The sequence below is a fragment of the Arthrobacter crystallopoietes BAB-32 genome (assembly GCF_000328305.2).
Taxonomy (GTDB): Bacteria; Actinomycetota; Actinomycetes; order Actinomycetales; family Micrococcaceae; genus Crystallibacter; species Crystallibacter crystallopoietes_A.
The window spans coordinates 1-21,528 of the sequence record NZ_ANPE02000089.1; the positions used below are offsets into that span (position 1 = coordinate 1).

The following is a 21,528-nucleotide window of genomic DNA, read 5'->3' on the forward strand; positions in this document are numbered from 1 at the left end:
GCAGCCGGCCGGTCCGCGTCCGTTCGGCAAGGAGCGCTTCGGGCAGAACCTCGGGCCGGTCCGCAACCGTCCCCGCCCGCAGCGGGCCGGGCAGGGCGGCGCCAGCACGGCGGAACTGCACGATCCCAACGGCGTCCGCCTGCAGAAGGTGCTGGCCTCGGCCGGGGTTGCTTCACGCCGGGTGTGCGAGGAAATGATCGCTGCCGGCCGCGTGGAAGTGGACGGTGCCGTGGTTACGGAACTCGGGGTCCGGGTGGATCCGGCAACTGCCGTTATCCACGTGGACGGCATCCGGATCCAGACGGACGAGACCCTGGTCTACTACGTCTTCAACAAGCCCAAGGGTGTTGTCTCCACGATGGAGGACCCCGAGGGGCGCCCCTGCGTCAGCGACTTCCTGAAGAAGAACAAGGACCAGCGGCTCTTCCACGTGGGCCGGCTGGACCAGGCGACCGAGGGCCTGCTGCTGCTGACTAACGACGGCGAACTGGCCAACCGCCTGACCCATCCTTCCTATGAGGTGCCCAAGACCTACCTCGTGCAGGTCCGGGGTCCGATGGCCCACGGCGTCGGCGCGCAAATGCGGGACGGGATTGAGCTCGAAGACGGTGTCTCCAAGGTGGACTCCTTCCGCCTGGTCGATTCCACGCCAGGCCATGTGCTGGTCGAAGTCGTGCTGCATTCCGGCAAGAACCGCATCGTGCGCCGCATGTTCGACGCCGTCGGCCACCCGGTGGAACGGCTCGTGCGCACGCAGGTGGGCCCCATCCGGCTCGGCGACCAGCGGCAGGGAACCATCCGTGCGCTCGGCCGGACCGAGGCCGGACATCTGCTGGCGCTGGTGGGGATGTAGCCGTTGAACCCGACTCATCTCCAGGCCACCCACTTGTCCGGACCGGTGCTGATCATCGGTACCGGACTGCTGGGCGCCAGCATAGGGCTCGGCCTGCGGGCCCGGGGCATCGAAGTACTGCTCTCGGATCTGTCGCCGTCCGCCCAGGCGGTGGCCCAGGATATCGGTGCCGGGCGCGTGCTCGAAGCCGGGCAGGCAGCCACCCCGCAGTTGGTGGTCGTCGCCTCGCCTCCTGACGTCACCGCACGCCTGGTCTCGCAGTCCCTGCGGGACTACCCTGCCGCCGTCGTTATTGACATTGCCAGTGTGAAGGCTTCGGTCCTGGCGGAGCTGCAGCAGGACCAGTCGCTGGGCCCGGCCGAACTGGCCCGCTACATCGGTACCCATCCGATGGCCGGCCGCGAGAAGGCCGGCCCGGTCGCTGCCCGCGGGGAACTGTTCACTTCGATGCCGTGGGTGCTGTGCCCGCACGAGCTGACCGACGCCAAGGCGCTGAAAACCGCGCAGGCCCTGGCCATCGACCTGGGCGCCGTGGTCTCGCGGATGTCCGTGGAGGAGCACGACCAGAGCGTGGCGCTGATCTCGCACCTGCCGCAGGTCATGTCATCGCTGCTGGCCAGCCGGCTGCAGGATACCGAGCCGCATGCGCTGGCCCTGGCCGGCCAGGGGCTCCGAGACGTGACCCGGATCGCGGCCAGCGACCCCTCGCTCTGGGTCCAGATCCTTGGGGCGAACGCCTCGCGGCTGGTCAAGATCCTCTATGGTGTCCGGGAGGACCTGAACCGGTTGATCGGTACGCTGGAGGAGCCGGAGGCCGCCGGTGCGCGGCTGGACCTCGCCCAGCTGATGAGCGAAGGGAACGCCGGCCAGGCCCGGATTCCCGGCAAGCACGGCGCCCCGCCGCAGTCCTATGCCTGGCTGACCGTGCTGGTGGATGACCGTCCCGGCCAGATCGCGCAGCTGCTGACGGAGATCGGCGCGGTGGGCATCAACCTCGAAGACCTCCGCCTCGACCACTCCTCCGGGCAGGACAAGGGCATGGTGGAAATTTCGGTGCTGCCCAGCAGGCGCCAGGAACTGATCGACTACTTGGATTCGCACGGATGGAAGGTGCTGCAATGACCCCGGCTGCCACTGAGGCCGCAACCGACATGAAGACGTACCGGCTGGGCAAGCCGCTGGTCGTGGCGATCGACGGCCCGTCCGGCTCGGGCAAGTCCAGCGTCAGCCGTGAGACGGCCCGTCGCCTGCACGCGGCCTATCTGGACACCGGCGCCATGTACCGCGCCGTGACCTGGTACTGCCTCAAGACCGGCGTGGCCATGCAGGAAGCGGCGGAAGTGGAGAAAGCCTCCCGCGAAGTCGATCTGCAGATCAGTACCCATCCGGACCACGAGCAGGTCACAGTCAGCGGGACGGACGTCACCCAGGCCATCCGCGAGCCGGAGATTTCCAGCGCCGTCAGTGCCGTCGCCACCACGCTGGGTGCCCGGGCAGAGCTGATCCGCCGGCAGCAGCAGATCATTGCCGATTCCGGCCGCCGGATCGTGGCGGAAGGCCGTGACATCACCACGGTCGTGGCGCCGGACGCCGAGGTGCGCATTCTGCTCACCGCCAGCGAAGAGGCCAGGCTGCGCCGCCGCGGACTCCAGCTGGGCGGAACCCAGAGCCAGCAGGACCTGCACAACCAGGTCATCGGCCGCGACGCCAAGGACTCCACGGTCGTGAGCTTCCACGAAGCGGCCGACGGCGTTTTCACCATCGACTCCTCCGACCTGGATTTCGAGGAGACGATCGAGGCGGTCCTGGCCGTCGTCCGCCGCGCCGCGCACTGAGCCGGCCCGGGCACAGCCCGGGCTCTCCGGCCCGGACAACCTGCGCAAGACCTGCGCGTGTTTGAATGGACACGCCAGCAGAACCTCCCCATGCTTCACACGAAGGACATTGACGATGAGTGCCACATCCTCCGGCAACGGGCCGACCGGCGACGCCTACTCCGACGGCGAGTACGAGCCGGCGGGGGAGGACCGGATCGCCGAGCGCCTGGAGCTCATTGACGACGACGAAGCGGAGCAGCGTGCCGAATCGCTGCGCGCCGGGCTCGCCGACTACGAACTGGACGAAGAGGACGCCGCGCTGCTGGCCGGCCTGGACCAGGAACCCGAGCTCCAGGCGCCGCCCAAGCCGGACCCGGTGCTGGCCATCGTCGGCCGGCCGAACGTCGGCAAGTCCACTCTGGTCAACCGGATCCTCGGCCGCCGCGAGGCCGTCGTGGAAGACACTCCGGGCGTGACCCGGGACCGGGTGTCCTACTCGGCGCACTGGAGCGGCCGCAACTTCACGCTGGTGGATACCGGCGGCTGGGAACATGATGCCAAGGGCATCCACGCCCGGGTTGCGGAGCAGGCCGAGCTCGCGGCGGACATGGCAGACGCGGTGCTCCTGGTCGTGGACGCCAACGTGGGCGCCACCGCCACGGATGAAGCCGTCGTCCGGATGCTGCGGCGCAAGAAGAAGCCGGTCATCCTGGCGGCCAACAAGGTCGATGACATGGTCCAGGAAGCCGAAGCGGCAGCCCTGTGGAGCCTGGGCTTCGGCCAGCCCTACCCGGTCTCGGCACTGCACGGCCGCGGCACTGCCGACATGCTTGATGCCGTCATGGAAGTCCTGCCGGAGTTCTCCGCGCACGGGGGAGTCGTCCGCGCCGGAGGCCCCCGCCGCGTGGCCCTGATCGGCCGTCCCAACGTCGGCAAGTCCTCGCTGCTCAACAAGCTCGCCGGCAGCGACCGCGTGGTCGTGGATTCGCTGGCCGGAACCACGCGGGACCCGGTCGACGAAATGGTCGAACTCGGCGGGAGGATGTGGCGCTTCGTCGACACCGCCGGCATCCGGCGCCGCGTGCACATGCAGCAGGGCGCGGACTTCTACGCTTCGCTCCGGACGCAGTCCGCGCTGGAAAGGGCGGAAGTCGCCGTCGTCCTTTTGGCCGTTGACGAAGTTTTGAGCGAGCAGGACGTGCGCATCCTGCAGATGGCCATCGATTCCGGACGCGCCCTCGTGCTGGCCTTCAACAAGTGGGACCTGCTCGACGACGAGCGCCGGCGCTACCTGGAGCGCGAGATCGAACAGGATTTGGCCCATGTCGACTGGGCGCCGCGGGTGAACCTGTCGGCCCGTACGGGCTGGCACAAGGACAAGCTCGTGCCGGCCCTGGACCGGGCACTGGATTCCTGGGACCGGCGCATCCCCACCGGCCGGCTCAACGCGTTCCTCGGGGAACTCGTCGCGGCCCATCCGCACCCGGTCCGCGGGGGCAAGCAGCCGCGGATCCTTTTCGGCACCCAGGCGTCCACACGGCCGCCTAAATTCGTGCTGTTCACCACCGGGTTCCTCGACCCCGGCTACCGCCGCTTCATTACCCGCCGGCTCCGCGAAACTTTCGGCTTCGAAGGCACCCCCATCGAGGTCAGCATGCGGGTACGGGAAAAGCGGGCCCGGAAGCGCTGAGCCGCCCCGCCGGTGCGGTGGTGGTCAAAGCCCCGCAAAAAATGCTGTACAGTATTTGAGGTGGTTCCGCCGGGCAAGGCCCGGAAGGAACAACGGGTTGTGGCGCAGCTTGGTAGCGCACTTGACTGGGGGTCAAGGGGTCGCAGGTTCAAATCCTGTCAACCCGACAGCGGAAAAGTCCCGGCAGTTCTTCGGAACAGCCGGGACTTTTGCATATCCCGGACCGTGCCCATGCCGGGTGTGCCGCCGGCTCCGGCCGAGGCAGGCAGGCGGCGGAAGTCTGTGCTTATACTTTCAGCGGCGGCCACCTGAGATAGCTTGGCTGCATTCGATCCGCACGTCAGAAAGGCCCGACTCATGAGCAATGTTCCCGCCGACCTGAACTACACCGCCGAACACGAGTGGGTGACCAAAGCCAGCGCCGACGGCGTCGTGCGCATCGGCATTACGGATTTCGCCCAGGACGCCTTGGGAGACGTCGTCTACGTGCAGATGCCTGAAGCGGGGTCCAAAATCACCGCGAACGAGGTCATCGGCGAGGTCGAATCCACGAAGAGCGTCAGCGATATCTACGCCCCGGTTTCCGGCGAGGTTGTCGCGGGCAATGACGCCCTGGAATCGGATCCGGCACTGATCAACTCCGATCCGTACGGCGACGGCTGGCTGCTGGAAGTCCGGCTCGAAGATGCCTCGGCTGTCGAATCGCTGCTCAGTGCTTCCGAGTACGAACAACAGGTAGGCTAGAGCTACCGGAACGGGATTTTGAACGAGCAACCGGCGGCTGGCCGGTTGCTGACGCAGTGCATGGGAGGACATTTCTTGATGGTGGGCGACGAGCGCAACGCAACAGGTGCCGGGCAGGCCGGCGGCCCTCCGGCGCCAGCAGCCGAAACCACGTCGATCGGCTTGCCTCCCATGGCAGCAGCTCCTCGGTCCAAGCCCCAGCTGACGGCCGAGGAGGAGGCCGCTGTGGCTGCCCTGCCTGCCGGTTCGGCCCTCCTGATCGCCCACAGCGGCCCGAACCACGGGGCCCGGTTCCTGCTTGACCAGGATGTGACGACGGCCGGGCGGCACCCCGAGGCGGATATCTTCCTGGACGACGTCACGGTCTCGCGCAAGCACGTGGAGTTCCGCCGCACCGGGGCCGGTTTCACCTTGGTCGATGCCGGGAGCCTCAACGGCACCTACGTCAACAACGACCGTGTGGACAGCCTGGCCCTGCGCAGCGGCAACGAAGTCCAGATCGGCAAGTTCCGCCTGACCTACTACGCCAGTGAGGCCGCGGCAGCGAAGGGCCAGGCCTAGGCGGTGCCTGCGTCGCAGCCGGCACGGCGCGCTCTCGGCTCCGGGCGGGACACGTTCCGCAGCACTGTCCTCAACATCGGCGAAGTGCTGCAGGAGCTGAGCCCGGACTTTCCCGGGATCAGCGCGTCCAAGATCCGGTTCCTTGAAGAGAAAGGCCTCATCAGCCCGCAGCGGACTCCGGCCGGCTACCGGAAGTACTCGGCCCAGGATGTCGAGCGGCTCCGGTTCGTGCTGGCCCTCCAACGGGACCAGTACCTTCCGCTGAAGGTCATCAAGGACTACGTGGACGCCATCGACCGGGGCGAGCGGCCTGACGCGCTGCCCGGCGGCATGTCCCTTGCCCCGCGGATAGTTTCGGACGGATTGGCCCAGGAGCTGGCCGGGCGTGCCCGGTCCTTCACCCTGGAACAGCTGGGGGAAGCGGCAGGAGTGTCGGAGGAGCTGATCCAGGAGCTGCTGAGCTTCGGGCTGATCCAGGACCACGGTGCCTGCTACGACGAGCATGCCCTAAAGGTGGTCAAAGCCTGCGCCCAGCTTGGCGCCCATGGGATCGAGCCCCGGCACTTGCGCCCCTTCCGGTCCGCAGCCGACCGCGAGATGGGCCTGGTCGAGCGCGTAGTAGCCCCGCTCTCGTCCCGGAAGGATGTAGCCTCGAAAGCCAGGGCAGCGGAGGCTGCCAAGGAAATCAGCGACCTCTGCCTGAACCTGCACAGCGCACTGGTCCACGGACACATTGCGCGAATGGACCGCTGATTGGAGGAGCCATGCTCGAAGTCGAGGTTGTCGGGGTTCGCATCGAACTGCCTTCGAACCAGCCCCTGGTCCTGCTGAAGGAAAAGGCCGGGGAGCGGCATATTCCCATCTGGATCGGCGCGCCGGAAGCCAGCGCGATCGCTTTCGCCCAGCAGGGCATCAAGCCGCCGCGTCCAATGACGCACGACCTGCTGTGCAGTGTCGTCACCGAACTCGGCCGCACCATCACGGAAGTACGCCTGGTAACGGTCCAGGACACAGTCTTCTATGCGGAATTGGTGTTCGACGGCGGCACTACCGTCAGCTCCAGAGCCTCCGATGCGCTGGCCGTGGCATTGCGCGTTCCCTGCCCCATCTACTGCGCCGAAGAAGTGATGGAGGAAGCCGGCGTGCAGATCGCCGAGGCGGCCGATGACGAGGAGGGCGCGGCGCCGGAGGAGAATGCCGAGAACCAGATGCGCGAGTTTCGCGAATTCCTTGCCGACGTGGAGCCCGAGGACTTCGAAAAATAGCCGGCGCCCGACACGCCGGTTGTGAAACGGCCAGCATCTTTGACCACCGGCCCAAGTGGTTCTAACGTCGAAGAATACAGTTCCCATTGCACCGGGGGCCATCAGAGGGCAGACTTAGAGCTGACCCTTGAGTTGCCGGCGGTGCCGACTTCCCCCTAGGGAACTTCGACAAGGAGGGTTCACGTGAGTCCTAAAGGTGATGCGGGCGGGTCCCGCGCGGTCAAACCGGGTGCCGGCATACCCGCAAGCGCCCAGGGTTTGCTGTTCACCGAGGACCTGCCGGTCCTGGACGAAGACGCCGGCTATCGTGGCCCGACGGCCTGCAAAGCGGCAGGCATTACCTACCGCCAGCTCGATTACTGGGCTCGCACGGGCCTCGTTGAGCCCGCGGTTCGCGGCGCATCGGGTTCGGGGTCGCAGCGTCTCTACAGCTTCCGTGACATCCTCGTACTCAAGGTCGTCAAGCGCCTGCTGGACACGGGCGTCTCGCTGCAGCAAATCCGTACGGCTGTGGACCACCTGCGTGAGCGCGGCGTGGAAGACCTGGCCCAGATCACCCTCATGAGTGATGGCGCCAGCGTCTACGAGTGCACGTCGGCGGACGAGGTGATCGACCTGGTGCAAGGCGGCCAAGGCGTGTTCGGCATCGCCGTTGGACGGGTTTGGCGCGAAGTCGAGGGTAGTCTCGCACAGCTGCCGAGTGAGCATGCCGGGGAGCAGCAGGACTTCCCGGACGATGAACTGAGCCGCCGCAGGGCCGCGCGCAAGATCGGCTGAGGGCCGCGGCCGGCCGTTGAACGATAAGGGCACCCCGAGGGGTGCCCTTCGTTTTGGGTTTAGCGGTGCGTTAGCGGCGGAGGACCCGGTTCCGCAGCCGGCCCGAATCGGTAACGCTCTTCAGCAGTTCGTCGAAAAGGCCTGCCGCTTGGCGCGCCGACTCACCCGGCCAATGATGGATTGCATGGGCGGCGCCCTGAATCTGCTGCCAGTTGGCCTGTTCGGCGATCGTGGGGGAGAGCAGCAGGTCCCCGAACATGGTCTTCATTTCGGCGATCCGGAAGGCATGTTCATTGGAGCCGGAACGCACGCGGTTGGCCACAACGCCAGCCGTAGCGAGATTCGGCGCAAACTCTTCCCGGAACAGGTCCAGCGCACGCATGGTGCGTTCGGTGCCCGCAACCGAGAACAGGCTCGGTTCGGCTACGAGGAGGACGTGGCTGCTGGCAGACCAAGCCATCCGGGTGAGCCCGTTCAGCGACGGCGGGCAGTCGACCAGGACCAGCGAATAGCCCTCGACCCGGGACAGGATGGTGGCCAGCCGGCGCAGGTCCCGGCGGCTGAGATCGGGGCGGTCGTAGATGCCCGTGTAGGCCGAGCCGACCGCAACATCCAGGACCTTGCGCCCGACGCCGTGCTTGTCGTTGGACGTTGCCGTGGCCACCCAGCCGCTGGAGGTGACATTGGCGCCCAGGTCCGCTCGCCGGACATTCTTGAGCAACCGGCCGATGTCGGTCTGCCGGTTGGGCCTGACGCCAAGTCCGGTGGTTGCATCCGCGTGCGGGTCAAGGTCGACCACCAAGGTCGGGATCCCGGCGGCCAAGGCCGCGGAGGCCAGGCCCAAGGTGACCGAAGTCTTGCCGACGCCACCCTTGAGACTGCTGATGCTCACTACTTGCACGTGTAAAACCAAAACCTAACATGTCGAGTCATGATGGCTGCCAGTTGCTGGAAGCGGCCCGGATGCATCCGCGGGCCCGGCTGTTCCCCCACCATCATATGGTGCGCGCCCGCCGAAGCCGGATTCGCCACCCGTGCCCCGGTGCCCCGCGTTGCCCCGGAACCACCCGCCGTCGTCCTTGGCAGGCTGTTCATTACGCGGCCGGTCGGGGAAAATGGTGACCTGTGCAACACTGGCTTGCCATCGAGCGGACCTCTCCTTGAGACTTGCACCACAACCCCGACTGAGCAGTAATAACGCAGGAGCGCTATGTTCTCGAAAATCCTGGTGGCCAACCGTGGCGAAATCGCCATTCGTGCCTTCCGTGCCGCCTACGAGCTCGGTGCGAAGACGGTAGCTGTCTTTCCCCATGAGGATCGCAACTCGATCCACCGGCAGAAAGCCGACGAAGCCTACCTGATCGGCCAGCAGGGACACCCGGTCCGCGCCTACCTGGATGTCAATGAGATCATCCGGGTGGCGAAGGAATCCGGCTGCGACGCCATTTATCCCGGCTACGGCTTCCTGTCCGAGAATCCGGACCTGGCCAGGGCAGCGGCCGGCGCTGGAATCACCTTCGTGGGCCCGCCGGCAGATGTGCTGGAACTGGCCGGGCACAAGGTGCGCGCGCTGGAGGCTGCCAAGCAGCTGGAATTCCTGTCCTGAAGTCCTCGGCGCCCAGTGCGGACCGGGAGCAGCTGCTGGCTGAAGCGGACGAGATCGGCTTCCCGATTTTCGTCAAGGCAGTGGCCGGAGGCGGCGGGCGGGGCATGCGCCGCGTGGACACCCGCGAGGCTCTGCCGGAGGCGCTGTCCGCAGCGATGCGCGAAGCGGATACCGCGTTCGGCGATCCCACTGTGTTCCTGGAGCAGGCGGTGCTGCGCCCGCGGCACATCGAAGTGCAGATCCTGGCGGACGGCCAAGGCAATGTCATGCACCTGTTCGAGCGCGATTGCTCCCTGCAGCGCCGGCACCAGAAGGTGATCGAGATCGCCCCGGCCCCGAACCTGGACGAGAACATCCGGCAGGCGCTGTACCGGGATGCCGTGAAGTTCGCCAAGGCCCTGGGCTATGCCAACGCGGGCACCGTCGAGTTCCTGGTCGACACCGTCGGCGAACGGGCCGGCCAGCACGTCTTCATCGAGATGAACCCGCGCATCCAGGTCGAGCACACGGTCACCGAGGAAATCACCGACGTCGACCTGGTGCAGGCGCAGCTGCGGATCGCCTCGGGCGAATCGCTGGCAGACCTTGGCCTGAGCCAGGAGAGCGTCTCCATCAAGGGTGCCGCCCTGCAGTCGCGCATCACGACCGAGGATCCGACCAACGGCTTCCGTCCGGATGTCGGCAAGATCACCGGCTACCGGTCCGCGGGCGGCGCCGGAGTCCGGCTGGACGGCGGCACGGTGTATGCCGGCGCCGAGATCAGCCCGCACTTCGACTCCATGCTGGTCAAGCTGACCTGCCGTGGCCGCGACTACCAGACCGCGGTCAGCCGGGCCCGGCGCGCCCTGGCAGAGTTCCGGATCCGCGGCGTATCCACCAATATCCCGTTCCTGCAGGCGGTGCTCGACGACCCGGAATTCGTCGCCGGGAATGTCGCGACGTCGTTCATCGATGAACGGCCGGAACTGCTCAAGGCACGCGTTTCAGCCGACCGCGGCACCAAACTGCTGACGTGGCTGGCAGACGTGACAGTCAACCAGCCGAACGGCCCGCTCACGGCGTCGGTTGCCCCGACCGAGAAGCTGCCGGCTGCCGCCCGCGAGGCACAGGAGTCCACCGGGGTCCTCAAGGCCGTGCCGGCCAAGGGCAGCCGGCAGTTGCTCCAGGAGCTCGGGCCCGAGGAGTTTGCCCGCGCGCTGCGTGAGCAGCCGGCCGTTGCGGTCACCGACACGACCTTCCGTGATGCACACCAGTCGCTGCTGGCCACCCGCGTCCGCACCCGGGACCTGGTGGCTGCCGGTCCGGCGATCTCGACCCTGACCCCCCAGCTGCTCTCGGTGGAGGCGTGGGGCGGCGCGACCTACGACGTGGCGCTGCGCTTCCTCGGCGAAGACCCGTGGGAGCGGCTGGCCGCCCTGCGGAAGGCGATCCCGAACATCTGCCTGCAGATGCTGCTCCGCGGGCGCAATACGGTGGGCTACACCCCGTATCCCGAAGAGGTCACGAAAGCCTTCGTGCAGGAGGCCGCAGCGACCGGCATCGACATCTTCCGGATCTTCGACGCGCTCAACGACGTCTCCCAGATGGAGCCGGCGATCCGGGCCGTGCGCGAGACCGGGACCGCGGTCGCCGAGGTGGCCTTGTGCTACACCGGCAACCTGCTGGATCCGAACGAGAAGCTCTACACCCTCGATTACTACCTGGATCTGGCACAGCGCATTGTTGATGCCGGTGCCCATATCCTGGCGATCAAGGACATGGCCGGACTGCTCCGTCCGGCAGCGGCCGCGAAGCTGGTAGCAGCGCTGCGTGAACGCTTCGACCTGCCGGTCCACCTGCACACCCACGACACCGCCGGCGGGCAGCTGGCGACGCTGCTGGCCGCTGTGGAAGCCGGCGTGGACGCCGTGGACGTAGCGAGTGCCTCGATGGCCGGCACCACCAGCCAGCCATCGGCCTCGGCGCTGGTCGCCGCGCTGGCCAACACGGAACGGGACACCGGCCTGAGCCTGGAGGCCGTGGGTTCCATGGAACCGTACTGGGAGGCCGTCCGGCGCGTGTACGCTCCGTTCGAGTCCGGCCTGCCCGGCCCCACGGGACGGGTGTACCGGCATGAAATCCCGGGCGGGCAGCTGTCCAACCTGCGCCAGCAGGCGATGGCACTCGGCTTGGGCGAGCGGTTCGAAGACATCGAGGACATGTACACCGCGGCCGACCGGATCCTCGGCCGGCTAGTCAAGGTGACCCCGTCCTCCAAGGTGGTCGGCGACCTGGCGCTGCAGCTTGTCGGTGCCAACGTGGATCCGGCGGACTTTGCGGAGAACCCGCAGAACTACGACATCCCGGATTCCGTGATCGGCTTCCTCTCCGGCGAACTCGGCGACCCGCCTGGCGGCTGGCCGGAACCGTTCCGCACCAAGGCGCTGCAGGGCCGCAAGGTCAAACTACGCGACGCGGAGCTCAGCCCAGAGGACTCGGCTGCCCTGAACGCGGACTCGAAGTCCCGCCGCAGCACGCTGAACCGCCTGCTGTTCGCCGGCCCGACAAAGGAGTTCCAGCAGATCCGCGATGTCTACGGGGACGTCTCGGTGCTCGATACCCGGGACTACCTCTACGGGCTGCAGCGCGGTGCCGAGCATGTGATCGAGTTGGACAAGGGCGTGAAGCTGATCGCCACCCTGGGCGCGATCTCGGAGCCGGACGAGCGCGGCATGCGCACGGTGCACTGCACGCTCAATGGGCAGCAGCGCAACGTTTCGGTCCGCGACCGCAGCGTCGAATCCGCCGTCAAGGTCGCCGAGAAGGCAGATCCGTCTGTTCCGGGACAGGTGGCCGCTCCGTTTGCCGGGGCCGTCACGGTCACGGTCAAGGTCGGCGACACGGTCAAGGCCGGCGACACTGTGGCGACCATCGAAGCGATGAAGATGGAAGCCGGCATCACCACCCCTGCAGGCGGAACCGTGAAGCGTTTGGCGATCTCCGCCGTCGAACAGGTCCAAGGCGGTGATCTGCTGCTGGTCATTGAATAGCAGCTAGAATCCTTGGCTGTGACCTTCTACGATCTGGCAATCATTGGCTCCGGCTCAGGCAACTCGCTCATCACGCCCTTTTGGGACAACAGGAAAGTCGCCATTATCGACGGCGGGACTTTCGGCGGGACCTGCCTGAACACCGGGTGCATTCCCACCAAGATGTATGCCTACCCGGCCCAGCTGGCTTCCGCGGTGAAGGAAGCCGCTGGGCTGGGCGTGGACATGGCACTGGAGCAGGTGCACTGGCCCCGGATGCGGGATCGGATCTTCGGCCGGATCGACGCGATTTCCGACGGTGGGCGGCGCTACCGGGACGAGGAGCTGGACAACGTCTCGCTGTACGCCGAGTACGCACGGTTCACCGGTCCGAAGACGCTTGTCACGGCCAGCGGCGCGACGATCGAAGCCGAGCAGATCGTCATCGCCGCCGGATCCCGGGCTGTGCTGCCGGACGTCCCGGGAATCGACCTGCCGCAGGTACACACCTCGGACTCCGTCATGCGCCTGCCGGAGCTGCCCGGGCGGGTATTGATTGTCGGCGGAGGCTTCGTGGCGGCCGAATTCGCCGCCGTCTTCTCCTCCTTCGGCTCCCAGGTGATCCAGATCAACCGTTCCGCACCGCTGCTGAAGTCCGCCGACGCGCTGGTCTCGGAACGGTTCACGGCTGCCGCGGCCTCCCGGTGGGACGTGCGGCTGGGCTGGACCCTGGCTGCGGTGGAAGAAGCCGGTGGCGGCGTGAAGGCCACCATTCGGGGCGCCGACGGTGGACAGGAAACGGTGGACGCCGACATCGTCCTTGTGGCTACCGGCCGGGTGACCAATGCCGATACCTTGGACATCCCGGCCGCCGGCTACGATCTGGAGGCCGACGGCCGGATCGCGGTGGATGCCTGGCAGCGGGTACAGCGCAACGGCGCGCCGGTGGACGGCGTCTACGCGCTCGGCGACGTTAGCAACGCCTACCAGCTGAAGCACGTTGCCAACCACGAAGCCAGGGTCGTGGCGCACAATCTTGAGCACCCGGACAACCTGCGCCGAAGCGACCACCGGTTCGTCCCGTCGGCCGTGTTCACCCAGCCGCAGATCGCGAGCGTGGGCCTGACCGAAGAGCAGGCGCGGCAGGACGCGGAGCTTAAAGGGTCCGACGTCGTTACTGCAGTCCAGGAGTACGGAACCACGGCTTACGGTTGGGCCATGGAGGACCGCACTGGGTTCGTCAAGCTCATTGCGGACCGGCGCAGCGGTATGTTGCTCGGGGCCCACATCATGGGCCATGAAGCGTCGCTGCTCATCCAGCCCCTGATCCAAGCCATGTCCTTCGGGCTCGATGTGCCGAGCATGGCCCGCGGCCAGTACTGGATCCACCCCGCACTGATGGAAGTCGTGGAGAACGCGCTGCTGGCCCTGGGAATCGAAGCTCCCGCCGGCGCCGCAACCGCCAGCTAGCGCCGGGACGGCGAGGCGGCGTAGATCTCCTCGACGATCTCCGCGTAGTCCTGCAGCACCTGGGCACGCTTGATCTTCAGTGACGGCGTGAGGTGGCCCGAGGCCTCCGTGAAGTCCTCGGGCACAATCCGGAACTCCTTGATGGCTTCGGCCTGGGAAACGGTCTCGTTCGCGGCAGCAATCAGGGTTTGGACCGCCTCGCGGACCTTGGGATGTTCGGCGGCTTCGGCTGCGGTGGTTCCGGCGGGCAGGCCGTGCCTGTCGAGCCAGCCGGGCAGCGCCTCCGTGTCGAGGGTGACCAGCGCGGAGATGAACGGTCGCTGATCGCCGAGCACGACACACTGCGAGACGAGGGCGTCGGCGCGGATCTGGTCTTCCAGCAGCGCCGGAATGACGTTCTTGCCGCCCGCCGTGACAATGATCTCCTTCTTCCGGCCCGTGATGTGCACGAAGCCGTCGGCGTCCAGCTCACCAATATCCCCGGTGCGGAACCAGCCGTCGTCGAAGGCCTCCTCAGTCAGGTCCGGCCGCCCGAAGTAGCCACGCATGACGCAGATGCCCTTGGCCAGGATCTCGCCGTCCTCGGCGATCCGCACGGCATTGCCGGGAAGCGGCGCGCCTACAGTTCCGATCTTGATCAGCTGCGGAGTGTTGACCGTAACCGGCGCGGTAGTTTCCGTCAGGCCGTAGCCTTCGAGCACGAGCAGGCCGATGCCGTGGAAAAAGTGGCCCAGCCGCTCGCCCAACGGACCGCCGCCGGAGACGGCATACTCCACGCGTCCGCCCATGGCTTCGCGGATCTTGTGGAAGACGAGCTTGTCGAAGAGTTTGTGCTTCAGCCGCAGCGCCAGGGGAACCTTGCCCACTGCCTCGGCCCGGGACCAGGCGATGGCCGTTTCGGCGGCGGCATGGAAGATCCGGCCCTTGCCGGAATCCTCCGCCTTGAGCATAGAGCTGTTATAGACCTTTTCGAAGACGCGGGGGACCGCGAGGATGAATGTCGGCCGGTAGCTCTGCAGGTCCGGCAGCAGATTCTTGACATCTGCCGTATGCGCCACGGTGGCCCCGCAAGCTACGCACAGCACCGAGATGAAGCGGGCGAAAACATGGGCCAGGGGCAGGAACATGATGGTCCGCGCACCTTCATGGGCCACATCCGGCAGGGCGGCAGCGGCGTTTTCTGCCAATTCGGCAAAATTCCCGTGGGTCAGTTCGCAGCCCTTGGGCCTGCCAGTGGTTCCCGAGGTGTAGATGATTGTGGCGAGGTCCTCCAGCGACGCAGCTTGGCGGCGCTCCTCGATGAGGCTGTCCTCTATGCTGCTGCCGGCCTCGCGCAGGGCCTGCAGCTGGTCCGCGCCGAGCTGCCAGACGTGCCCGACGTGCTCGAGGCCTTCGTTCCGGACGGCCTGGCGGACGATGTCCTCATGGCGGTCGCTCTCCACGAAGGCTCCGATGGCGCCGGAATCGCCGAGGATCCAAGCAACCTGGCTGGGCGACGATGTCTCGTAGATGGGTACGGACACGCAGCCGGCGAACCAGATGGCGAAGTCGACCAGCGACCACTCATAGCGGGTCCTGGCCATGATGCCGATGCGGTCTCCGGGAGCGGCGCCCGCGGCCACCAGGCCCTTGGCCAGTGCCGTGACGTCGGCCAGGAATTCGGAAGCACGAACGTCCTGCCAGCTGCCGGCAACGCCCGGACGCGAGAACAACGCCGGGTCGGAGGCCTTTGCTGCCTGCTTGACGACCAGATCGGTGATGTTGGACTGCCGCGGGACATTGATCATGGCAGGGACGCTGAATTCGCGCACGTCGGCTCCTTCGGTTCGGGCACACCGCAACGGGTTGCCACCTAAGCCTATAACCTAAATCACACGTCGGTACTCGGCGGTAACCTACGAAACGATAACGGTGGCAGCTGGCTGCTTCAGACCTGGGCGCCGTCGTCGCCGTGGTCGCGCTCCCCGGGGAGACGGGAGACCAGATAGGCCGCCCCCGCGACGAACAGTACGACCATGCCGATGATGACGGCGAACGGGGCACTGCGCCAGAAGATTGCCATCAGCAACAGTGCCAGCGGGGCCCCGGCGGCCCCGCACCAGGCGAGCACCACCAAGGGATCGCCTGTGCCTAAAGGCGCCGGTTCCGGTGGAACGTAGCCCGCGTCGTCGTCCTCGGCCTCAAGGTAGTCGCGCGGGCCGCCGGGCGCGGCTGCCCCGGTCCCGCTGTCCTGGGCCTGGTGGCCCTGCGGATCCGGAGCGGACTCGGTGGATTCGAGCCGGGCGACGAGATCCTGCCAGACGGCGTCGTCCTGTGACGGTTCACGCTCGGACATTCGCGCGCTTCCTCCCGGCCACGGTCGCAATGAATTCGGCGGAACGGGTGAAGATCAGCTCTGCGTCGTTGTCCAGCGTCGCGACATGGTAGCTGTTGCCAAGTTCAACGATCTCGATGTCCTTGGAGCCGATCCGGTGGCGCAGCAGGGCGGTGCTGGACTGCGGGACGACATGGTCGACTGCGGAGCGGAAGACGAGGGCAGGCGCGCTGACGCGGGGCAAAGCCGCGGCCGTATCGGCGAACAGCCGCCCGAGCTGGTGGACGGCGGCGGTTGGCGTGCGAGCGTAAGCCTGCTCGTCCATGCCGGGCTTGCGGATGTCGTTGGCGATGGCAGGGGTCGACCTCACGAGGTAGCGCAGGACGCCGGCAAAACGTGCAGCCGGATTGGCGAAAGTGAGGCCGGGATTGACCGCGACCACTCCGGCGACGGGACGATGGGCCGCCAGTCGGAGGGCCAGGGCACCGCCCATGGATAGTCCGGCGGCAAAAACCACCGTGCGCTCCCGGGCGAGTTCGTCATAGGCCTGTTCGACGGCGTCGTACCATCGCCGCCATGGCGTGCGCGCCAGTTCCTGCCAGGTCGTTCCATGTCCGGGCAGCAACGGCAGGCGCACTGCATAGCCTCGCGCGGCGAGGAACTCGGCCCAGTCCTGGAGGCTGCGAGGGGAGCCGGTGAAACCATGGCTGAGCACAATGCCGATGTGCGAATTGGCCCCGTGTCCGGCGCTGGCGAAGGGACGGACTGGCTCCATCATGGTCATGACTCTATCGTGACACCTGGGGCCGGGAATCTTCCATGCCGCCTGCGCTGGCCAGGCTGCCTGGACCTGCCGCGGTCGGGCGGTTCTCTAGAGTAAAGTCACTCAAGGTAGATCGGACGATTGTCCGCAGCACCGGCGCGGGCGTTCAACGGGAAGGGCTCATGTGTTCTATTGGGTGATGAAGACCATCTTCGTCGGACCGGTGGTGCGGCTGCTCTTCCGCCCGTGGATTAAGGGCCTCGACAATATCCCTGACGGACCAGCGATCCTGGCCAGCAACCATTTATCCTTTTCTGATTCGATCTTCCTTCCTGTGGCGGTGCCGCGGCCCGTCGTTTTCCTGGCCAAGTCCGAGTACTTCAACGGCAAAGGGCTCAAAGGCCGGCTGACTGCAGCCTTTTTCCGGATGACCAACCAGCTGCCGATGGACCGTTCCGGCGGCGCGGCGTCGGCAACCTCTCTGTCCGGCGGAATGGACGTGCTCAACGAGGGCGGGCTGCTGGGCATCTACCCCGAGGGCACGCGGAGCCCGGACGGCAGGCTCTACCGGGGCAAGACGGGCGTGGCCAAGCTGGTGCTCTCAACCGGCGTGCCGGTGGTGCCCGTGGCGATGATCGGCACCGACAAGGTGCAGCCGATCGGCCGCCGGATTCCAAACATCCGCCGGGTGGGAACCATCATTGGCAAACCGCTGGATTTCAGCCGCTACCAGGGCCTGGAGAACGACCGCTTCATCCAGCGCTCCGTCACTGACGAAATCATGTACGAAATCATGCGGCTTTCCGGGCAGGAATATGTCGACGCCTATGCCAGCACCGTGAAGGCTCGGCTGGCCGCGCGGAAGCCGGCCAAGGCCGAGCAGCGTGCGGCCGCCGCCGTCGGATTGCCGGAAAACAGCACCGGGCAGCCTCCCGCGGCGAAGGCACCCGGGGCGATCACCGTCGTCGGCAGGAAATCGGGGACTCCGGCCGGACAGCCTGAACCTTCCGGCAGCCAGCCGGCACACGATGCCGGCAATGGCCCAGCCGATGCCGAGCCGCCCGGCGCCGGGACCGCGTCCTGACCTCGTTCCGGGACCCGGCTTCTGCGGGGATTGCCGCCGTCGTATATATGACGCCCGTCGTCGGACGCGTTACGCCATGTCGCGGAACAGGCGCTGCCACAGGACTAGCATGGATATGTGACTGAACTGCCTGTAGCCCAAACCATCGCCAACCCGCAGCCGGGCGCCGTGGATTACCCCGGCCTGGACGCCTGGCGCGACCTGCCCATCGTCCAGCAGCCCACTTGGCAGGATAATGGCGTCTATCAGGCCGCCGTCTCCGAACTCTCGAGCCTGCCTCCGCTGGTATTCGCCGGCGAAGTCGACGTGCTGCGCGAGCGGCTGGCTGCCGCTGCCGAGGGCAAGGCCTTCCTCCTCCAGGGCGGCGACTGTGCCGAGACCTTCGAGGGAGCTACGGCGGACAAGATCAGCGCGCGGGTGCGCACCATCCTGCAGATGGCGGTCGTGCTGACCTACGGGGCGTCCCTGCCCGTCATCAAAATGGGCCGCATGGCGGGACAATTCGCCAAACCGCGCTCGTCCAACGATGAAACACGCGATGGCGTGACGCTGCCGGCCTACCGCGGCGATATGGTCAACGGATACGAGTTCACTCCCGAGTCGCGCGGACACGACGCCAATCGGATGGTCCAGGCGTACCACACCTCGGCTTCGACACTGAACCTGATCCGGGCGTTCACGCAAGGCGGGTTTGCCGACCTTCGCCTGGTCCACCACTGGAACAAAGGCTTCACCGCGAACCCGGCCCACTCCCGGTATGAATCGCTGGCCCGCGAGATCGACCGTGCCGTCAAATTCATGGATGCCTGCGGCGCGGATTTCGACGCGCTCAAACGGGTGGAATTCTTCGCCAGCCATGAGGCCCTGATCCTCGATTATGAACGCGCCCTGGCCAGGATCGATTCGCGCACCGGTCTGCCGTACGGCACTTCCGGCCACTTCCTGTGGATCGGCGAACGCACCCGCCAGCTCGACGGAGCGCACGTGGACTTCCTGTCGCGGGTCCGCAACCCCATCGGCGTCAAGCTCGGGCCCTCCAGCACCGCCGAGGACGCGCTGCGGCTGATCGACAAGCTGGATCCCCAGCGCGAGCCGGGGCGCCTGACGTTCATCACCCGCATGGGCGCGGGCAACATCCGCGAGAAGCTTCCCCAGCTGGTGGAGAAGGTCACGGCCAGCGGCGCCAAGGTGCTGTGGGTGACGGACCCGATGCACGGCAATACTGTGACGTCGCCGAACGGCTACAAGACCCGGAATTTCGACGACGTGATCGACGAAGTCCGCGGCTTCTTCGAGGTCCACCATTCGCTGGGCACCTTCCCGGGCGGACTGCACGTGGAGATGACCGGAGACGACGTCGCCGAATGCCTGGGCGGCGCCGACCCCATCGACCAGCACGCCTTCCTCGACCGCTACGAATCCGTCTGCGATCCCCGGCTGAACCACATGCAGTCGCTGGAGATGGCCTTCCTGGTTGCCGGCTCGCTCGGCAAGCGCTGACCGTCCGGGAGGCTCGGCTACACCACAGTCAACGTGATGACCGAGCCTTCCGGAACGGCCTCGCCGGAGGGGTCCTGGGCACGCACCGTGCCGAAGAACCCGCCAAGGATCTCATTGACCTCAACCTCGAACCCGAGCTCTTCGAGGGCCCGCCGGGCGTCCTCAGCCTGTTCGCCCACAAAGTCCGGCACTTCCACGAGCCGTGGGCCCTTGGACAGAGTCAGAGTGACGGTGTCGCCGCGGACCACGCTCCCGCTGGCCGGAGCCTGCGAGGCGACGCCGCCCTCCGGCACTTCCCGGTCGAAGACAGCCTCCGGGGCGATCTCCACGTCCAAACCGGCTTGCCGCAAAGCCTGCACCGCCTCGTCCTGGGTCAGACCGGCGACCTGCGGGACGTCGAACGGCTCGGGACCCTTGGAAACCGTCACATCGACCGGCGTTCCGCGGCGCAATCGTTCCCCTGCGGCCGGCTCCTGCGCCAGCACCTCACCGGCGGGGACTTCTTCGTCGTAGGCTTCGCCGCCTTCCCCAAGGGAAAGACCGACGCCTTCCAGTTCGCCTCGCGCTTCTTCGAGCGTCAGCCCCTCAAGCTTGGGGACATCGAACAGCTCCGGCCCCTTCGACACCATAAGGGTCAGGGTTTCGAACCTGCGGATCTGCTCTCCAGCCGGCGGTTCGGTGCCGATGGCGACACCCTCTGCGAACTCCTCGTGGAAGGTTTCCCGGAGCCGGTAGTTCAGGCCCTCGCCGTCCAGCACGGACTGGGCCTCCCCGGCTGGCCTTCCGGAGACCGTAGGGACTTCGACTGCCGCCCCGGGACCAATCCCGAAGAACCAGCCCGCTCCTGCCGCCAAAACCGCCAGCAGCGCGAGCAGGATGATCCAGAGCAAACCCCGACGGCCGGAGTTGGCCCGCAGCGACTGCTCCGGCCGCCGTGCCTGCCGGGCCAGTTCACGCTGCCGGGCGCGCGCTTCGCGCTTGGTGGGAGCGGCTGCGGGGGAGTGGTGTGCCGGCGTCGGGCGTGCCCGCGTGAGCGCTTGCGTATGCCGGTACGACGGCGCGATGACCGTCGTCCGGTTCGGGTCCTTCGCCACTACTTCCGTTGGTCCCGCCGCCGGAAGGGCCTCGGTCGGTGCGGACGCTGTCTGCGGACGTGCTGTCGGGCTCCGGCCATCGAGCTCGGCATCGCTGAGCGTCGTCCGGATGTGCCGCAATTCCCCGAGCAGAGCGTTGGCGTCGATGGGACGCCGTTCAGGCTCCGCCGTGCACCAGAGCACGAGCTCGTCGAGGTCTGCCGCGAGCCCGGGAACAAGGGACGACGGCGGCGGCACCGAGGAATTGACGTGCTGGAAGGCGACGTTGATGGGCACATCGCCGGTGAAGGGCTGCGTTCCGGTGAGCATCTCGAACAGCATGATGCCCACGGAGTAGACATCGCTACGTGCGTCGGCAGGGGAGCCGGTGACAAGTTCCGGGGCGAGGTAGGCGACTGTGCCGATGAGAGTTCCCGTATTGGACGTCGTCGATGCTGCCTTGGCCAGGCCAAAATCGCCGACCTTGATCCTGCCATCGGACGACATCAGCACGTTCTCCGGCTTGACGTCGCGGTGGACCAGGCCAGCACTGTGTGCTGCCGCCAGGCCCTCCACCACGGGATCCAGCAAGGCCAGCGCCAGCCGAGGCGACAATGCGCCCTTGTCGCGCAGGACATCACGCAGCGTATGGCCGGGGACGTACTCCATCGCCAGGTAGGCGACCTGGCCGTCGAAGCCCTGGTCCTGGACCCCGACGACATGCGGATGGGAGAGGCGCGCGGCCGACTTGGCCTCGCGGACGAACCGTTCGAGGAAGCTGGGGTCATCGGCCAGATGCGGGTACATGATCTTGAGCGCGACCTCGCGGTCCAGCCGCATGTCGGTGGCCAGGTAGACCGTGGACATCCCGCCCCGGGCCAGGCGTGATTGGATGAGGTAGCGCCCGTCGACCGTGGCGCCGACCATCGGGTCCGAGACGTTTTCCTGCACTCTACGATCCTATGTCCTAACGGCTGCGGGGGTTCCGATCGACATTCGATCG

17 protein-coding genes, 1 tRNA gene and 1 pseudogene are annotated in these 21,528 nt (G+C 66.8%); 14 read left to right on the plus strand and 5 right to left on the minus strand.

Annotated elements, in window-relative coordinates; all coding sequences use genetic code 11:
• The 10 genes from D477_RS06310 to D477_RS06355 all read left to right on the plus strand — a co-directional run.
• Positions 1-853 (plus strand): pseudouridine synthase (locus D477_RS06310; RefSeq protein WP_005268091.1); only part of this gene is annotated, 853 nt, incomplete at its 5' end.
• A gap of 3 nt (positions 854-856) precedes the next feature.
• The gene (locus D477_RS06315) at positions 857-1,975 is read left to right on the plus strand and encodes a prephenate dehydrogenase (protein ID WP_043845936.1); all 1,119 of its coding nucleotides are present in this window, start codon (positions 857-859) and stop codon (positions 1,973-1,975) included.
• Positions 1,972-2,688: a (d)CMP kinase gene (cmk, locus tag D477_RS06320; RefSeq protein ID WP_005268093.1), complete on the plus strand. Its 717-nt coding sequence runs from the start codon at positions 1,972-1,974 to the stop codon at positions 2,686-2,688. The genes D477_RS06315 and cmk overlap by 4 nt, the downstream gene beginning before the upstream one ends.
• Positions 2,689-2,803: 115 nt before the next feature.
• Complete coding sequence (der, locus tag D477_RS06325; protein ID WP_005268094.1) at positions 2,804-4,360, plus strand: ribosome biogenesis GTPase Der; 1,557 nt, start codon at positions 2,804-2,806, stop codon at positions 4,358-4,360.
• Positions 4,361-4,453: 93 nt separating this feature from the next.
• Positions 4,454-4,527: transfer RNA gene (locus tag D477_RS06330), tRNA-Pro, on the plus strand.
• A 190-nt stretch (positions 4,528-4,717) separates the two neighbouring features.
• On the plus strand, positions 4,718-5,104 hold the full coding sequence (gcvH, locus tag D477_RS06335; protein WP_005268095.1) for a glycine cleavage system protein GcvH: 387 nt from the start codon (positions 4,718-4,720) through the stop codon (positions 5,102-5,104).
• A 78-nt stretch (positions 5,105-5,182) separates the two neighbouring features.
• Positions 5,183-5,665, plus strand: a complete 483-nt coding sequence (locus D477_RS06340; protein WP_005268096.1) for an FHA domain-containing protein — start codon at positions 5,183-5,185, stop codon at positions 5,663-5,665.
• 3 nt (positions 5,666-5,668) lie between these two features.
• The gene (gene ftsR / locus D477_RS06345; protein ID WP_005268097.1) at positions 5,669-6,418 is read left to right on the plus strand and encodes a transcriptional regulator FtsR; all 750 of its coding nucleotides are present in this window, start codon (positions 5,669-5,671) and stop codon (positions 6,416-6,418) included.
• 11 nt (positions 6,419-6,429) lie between these two features.
• Complete coding sequence (locus D477_RS06350; RefSeq protein WP_005268098.1) at positions 6,430-6,930, plus strand: bifunctional nuclease family protein; 501 nt, start codon at positions 6,430-6,432, stop codon at positions 6,928-6,930.
• A 183-nt stretch (positions 6,931-7,113) separates the two neighbouring features.
• Positions 7,114-7,707 (plus strand): MerR family transcriptional regulator, encoded by a 594-nt coding sequence (locus D477_RS06355; RefSeq protein ID WP_043845939.1) that lies wholly within the window; start codon positions 7,114-7,116, stop codon positions 7,705-7,707.
• Between the two features lie 70 nt (positions 7,708-7,777).
• Here the strand turns inward: D477_RS06355 and D477_RS06360 are convergent, their stop codons facing one another.
• Positions 7,778-8,608, minus strand: a complete 831-nt coding sequence (locus tag D477_RS06360; protein ID WP_043845941.1) for a ParA family protein — start codon at positions 8,606-8,608, stop codon at positions 7,778-7,780.
• A 309-nt stretch (positions 8,609-8,917) separates the two neighbouring features.
• Here D477_RS06360 and D477_RS06365 point away from each other — a divergent pair.
• Together D477_RS06365 and D477_RS06370 are read left to right on the plus strand one after the other, a co-directional pair.
• Positions 8,918-12,342 (plus strand): annotated as a pseudogene (locus tag D477_RS06365) (pyruvate carboxylase).
• An 18-nt stretch (positions 12,343-12,360) separates the two neighbouring features.
• Positions 12,361-13,791: a mycothione reductase gene (locus D477_RS06370; protein ID WP_005268101.1), complete on the plus strand. Its 1,431-nt coding sequence runs from the start codon at positions 12,361-12,363 to the stop codon at positions 13,789-13,791.
• Here D477_RS06370 and D477_RS06375 read toward each other — a convergent pair.
• From D477_RS06375 to D477_RS06385, 3 genes are all read right to left on the minus strand, one after another.
• Entirely contained in the window at positions 13,788-15,602 is a 1,815-nt protein-coding gene (locus D477_RS06375; RefSeq protein ID WP_005268102.1) for an AMP-dependent synthetase/ligase, read from the minus strand. The two genes, D477_RS06370 and D477_RS06375, sit on opposite strands and share 4 nt — an antisense overlap.
• A 116-nt stretch (positions 15,603-15,718) precedes the next feature.
• The gene (locus D477_RS06380) at positions 15,719-16,126 is read right to left on the minus strand and encodes a hypothetical protein (protein ID WP_005268103.1); all 408 of its coding nucleotides are present in this window, start codon (positions 16,124-16,126) and stop codon (positions 15,719-15,721) included.
• Entirely contained in the window at positions 16,113-16,889 is a 777-nt protein-coding gene (locus tag D477_RS06385) for an alpha/beta hydrolase (RefSeq protein ID WP_005268104.1), read from the minus strand. The genes D477_RS06380 and D477_RS06385 overlap by 14 nt, the downstream gene beginning before the upstream one ends.
• A 163-nt stretch (positions 16,890-17,052) precedes the next feature.
• Here D477_RS06385 and D477_RS06390 point away from each other — a divergent pair, with 163 nt between their 5' ends.
• Positions 17,053-17,952 carry a lysophospholipid acyltransferase family protein gene (locus D477_RS06390; protein WP_005268105.1) on the plus strand — a complete coding sequence of 300 codons (900 nt, stop codon included), beginning with the start codon at positions 17,053-17,055 and terminating at the stop codon, positions 17,950-17,952.
• 117 nt (positions 17,953-18,069) lie between these two features.
• Complete coding sequence (locus D477_RS06395) at positions 18,070-19,452, plus strand: class II 3-deoxy-7-phosphoheptulonate synthase (RefSeq protein WP_005268106.1); 1,383 nt, start codon at positions 18,070-18,072, stop codon at positions 19,450-19,452.
• A 17-nt stretch (positions 19,453-19,469) separates the two neighbouring features.
• Here D477_RS06395 and pknB read toward each other — a convergent pair whose 3' ends face one another.
• The gene (pknB, locus tag D477_RS06400; RefSeq protein WP_005268107.1) at positions 19,470-21,476 is read right to left on the minus strand and encodes a Stk1 family PASTA domain-containing Ser/Thr kinase; all 2,007 of its coding nucleotides are present in this window, start codon (positions 21,474-21,476) and stop codon (positions 19,470-19,472) included.
• Between the last annotated feature and the right edge of the window lie 52 nt (positions 21,477-21,528).

Coding starts and splice junctions, on each gene's coding strand:
- cmk (WP_005268093.1), top strand. CDS start 1,972: ATGACCCCGGCTGCCACTGAGGCCGCAACCGACATGAAGACGTACCGG.
- der (WP_005268094.1), top strand. CDS start 2,804: ATGAGTGCCACATCCTCCGGCAACGGGCCGACCGGCGACGCCTACTCC.
- gcvH (WP_005268095.1), top strand. CDS start 4,718: ATGAGCAATGTTCCCGCCGACCTGAACTACACCGCCGAACACGAGTGG.
- D477_RS06340 (WP_005268096.1), top strand. CDS start 5,183: ATGGTGGGCGACGAGCGCAACGCAACAGGTGCCGGGCAGGCCGGCGGC.
- D477_RS06350 (WP_005268098.1), top strand. CDS start 6,430: ATGCTCGAAGTCGAGGTTGTCGGGGTTCGCATCGAACTGCCTTCGAAC.
- D477_RS06380 (WP_005268103.1), bottom strand. CDS start 16,126: ATGTCCGAGCGTGAACCGTCACAGGACGACGCCGTCTGGCAGGATCTC.
- D477_RS06385 (WP_005268104.1), bottom strand. CDS start 16,889: ATGACCATGATGGAGCCAGTCCGTCCCTTCGCCAGCGCCGGACACGGG.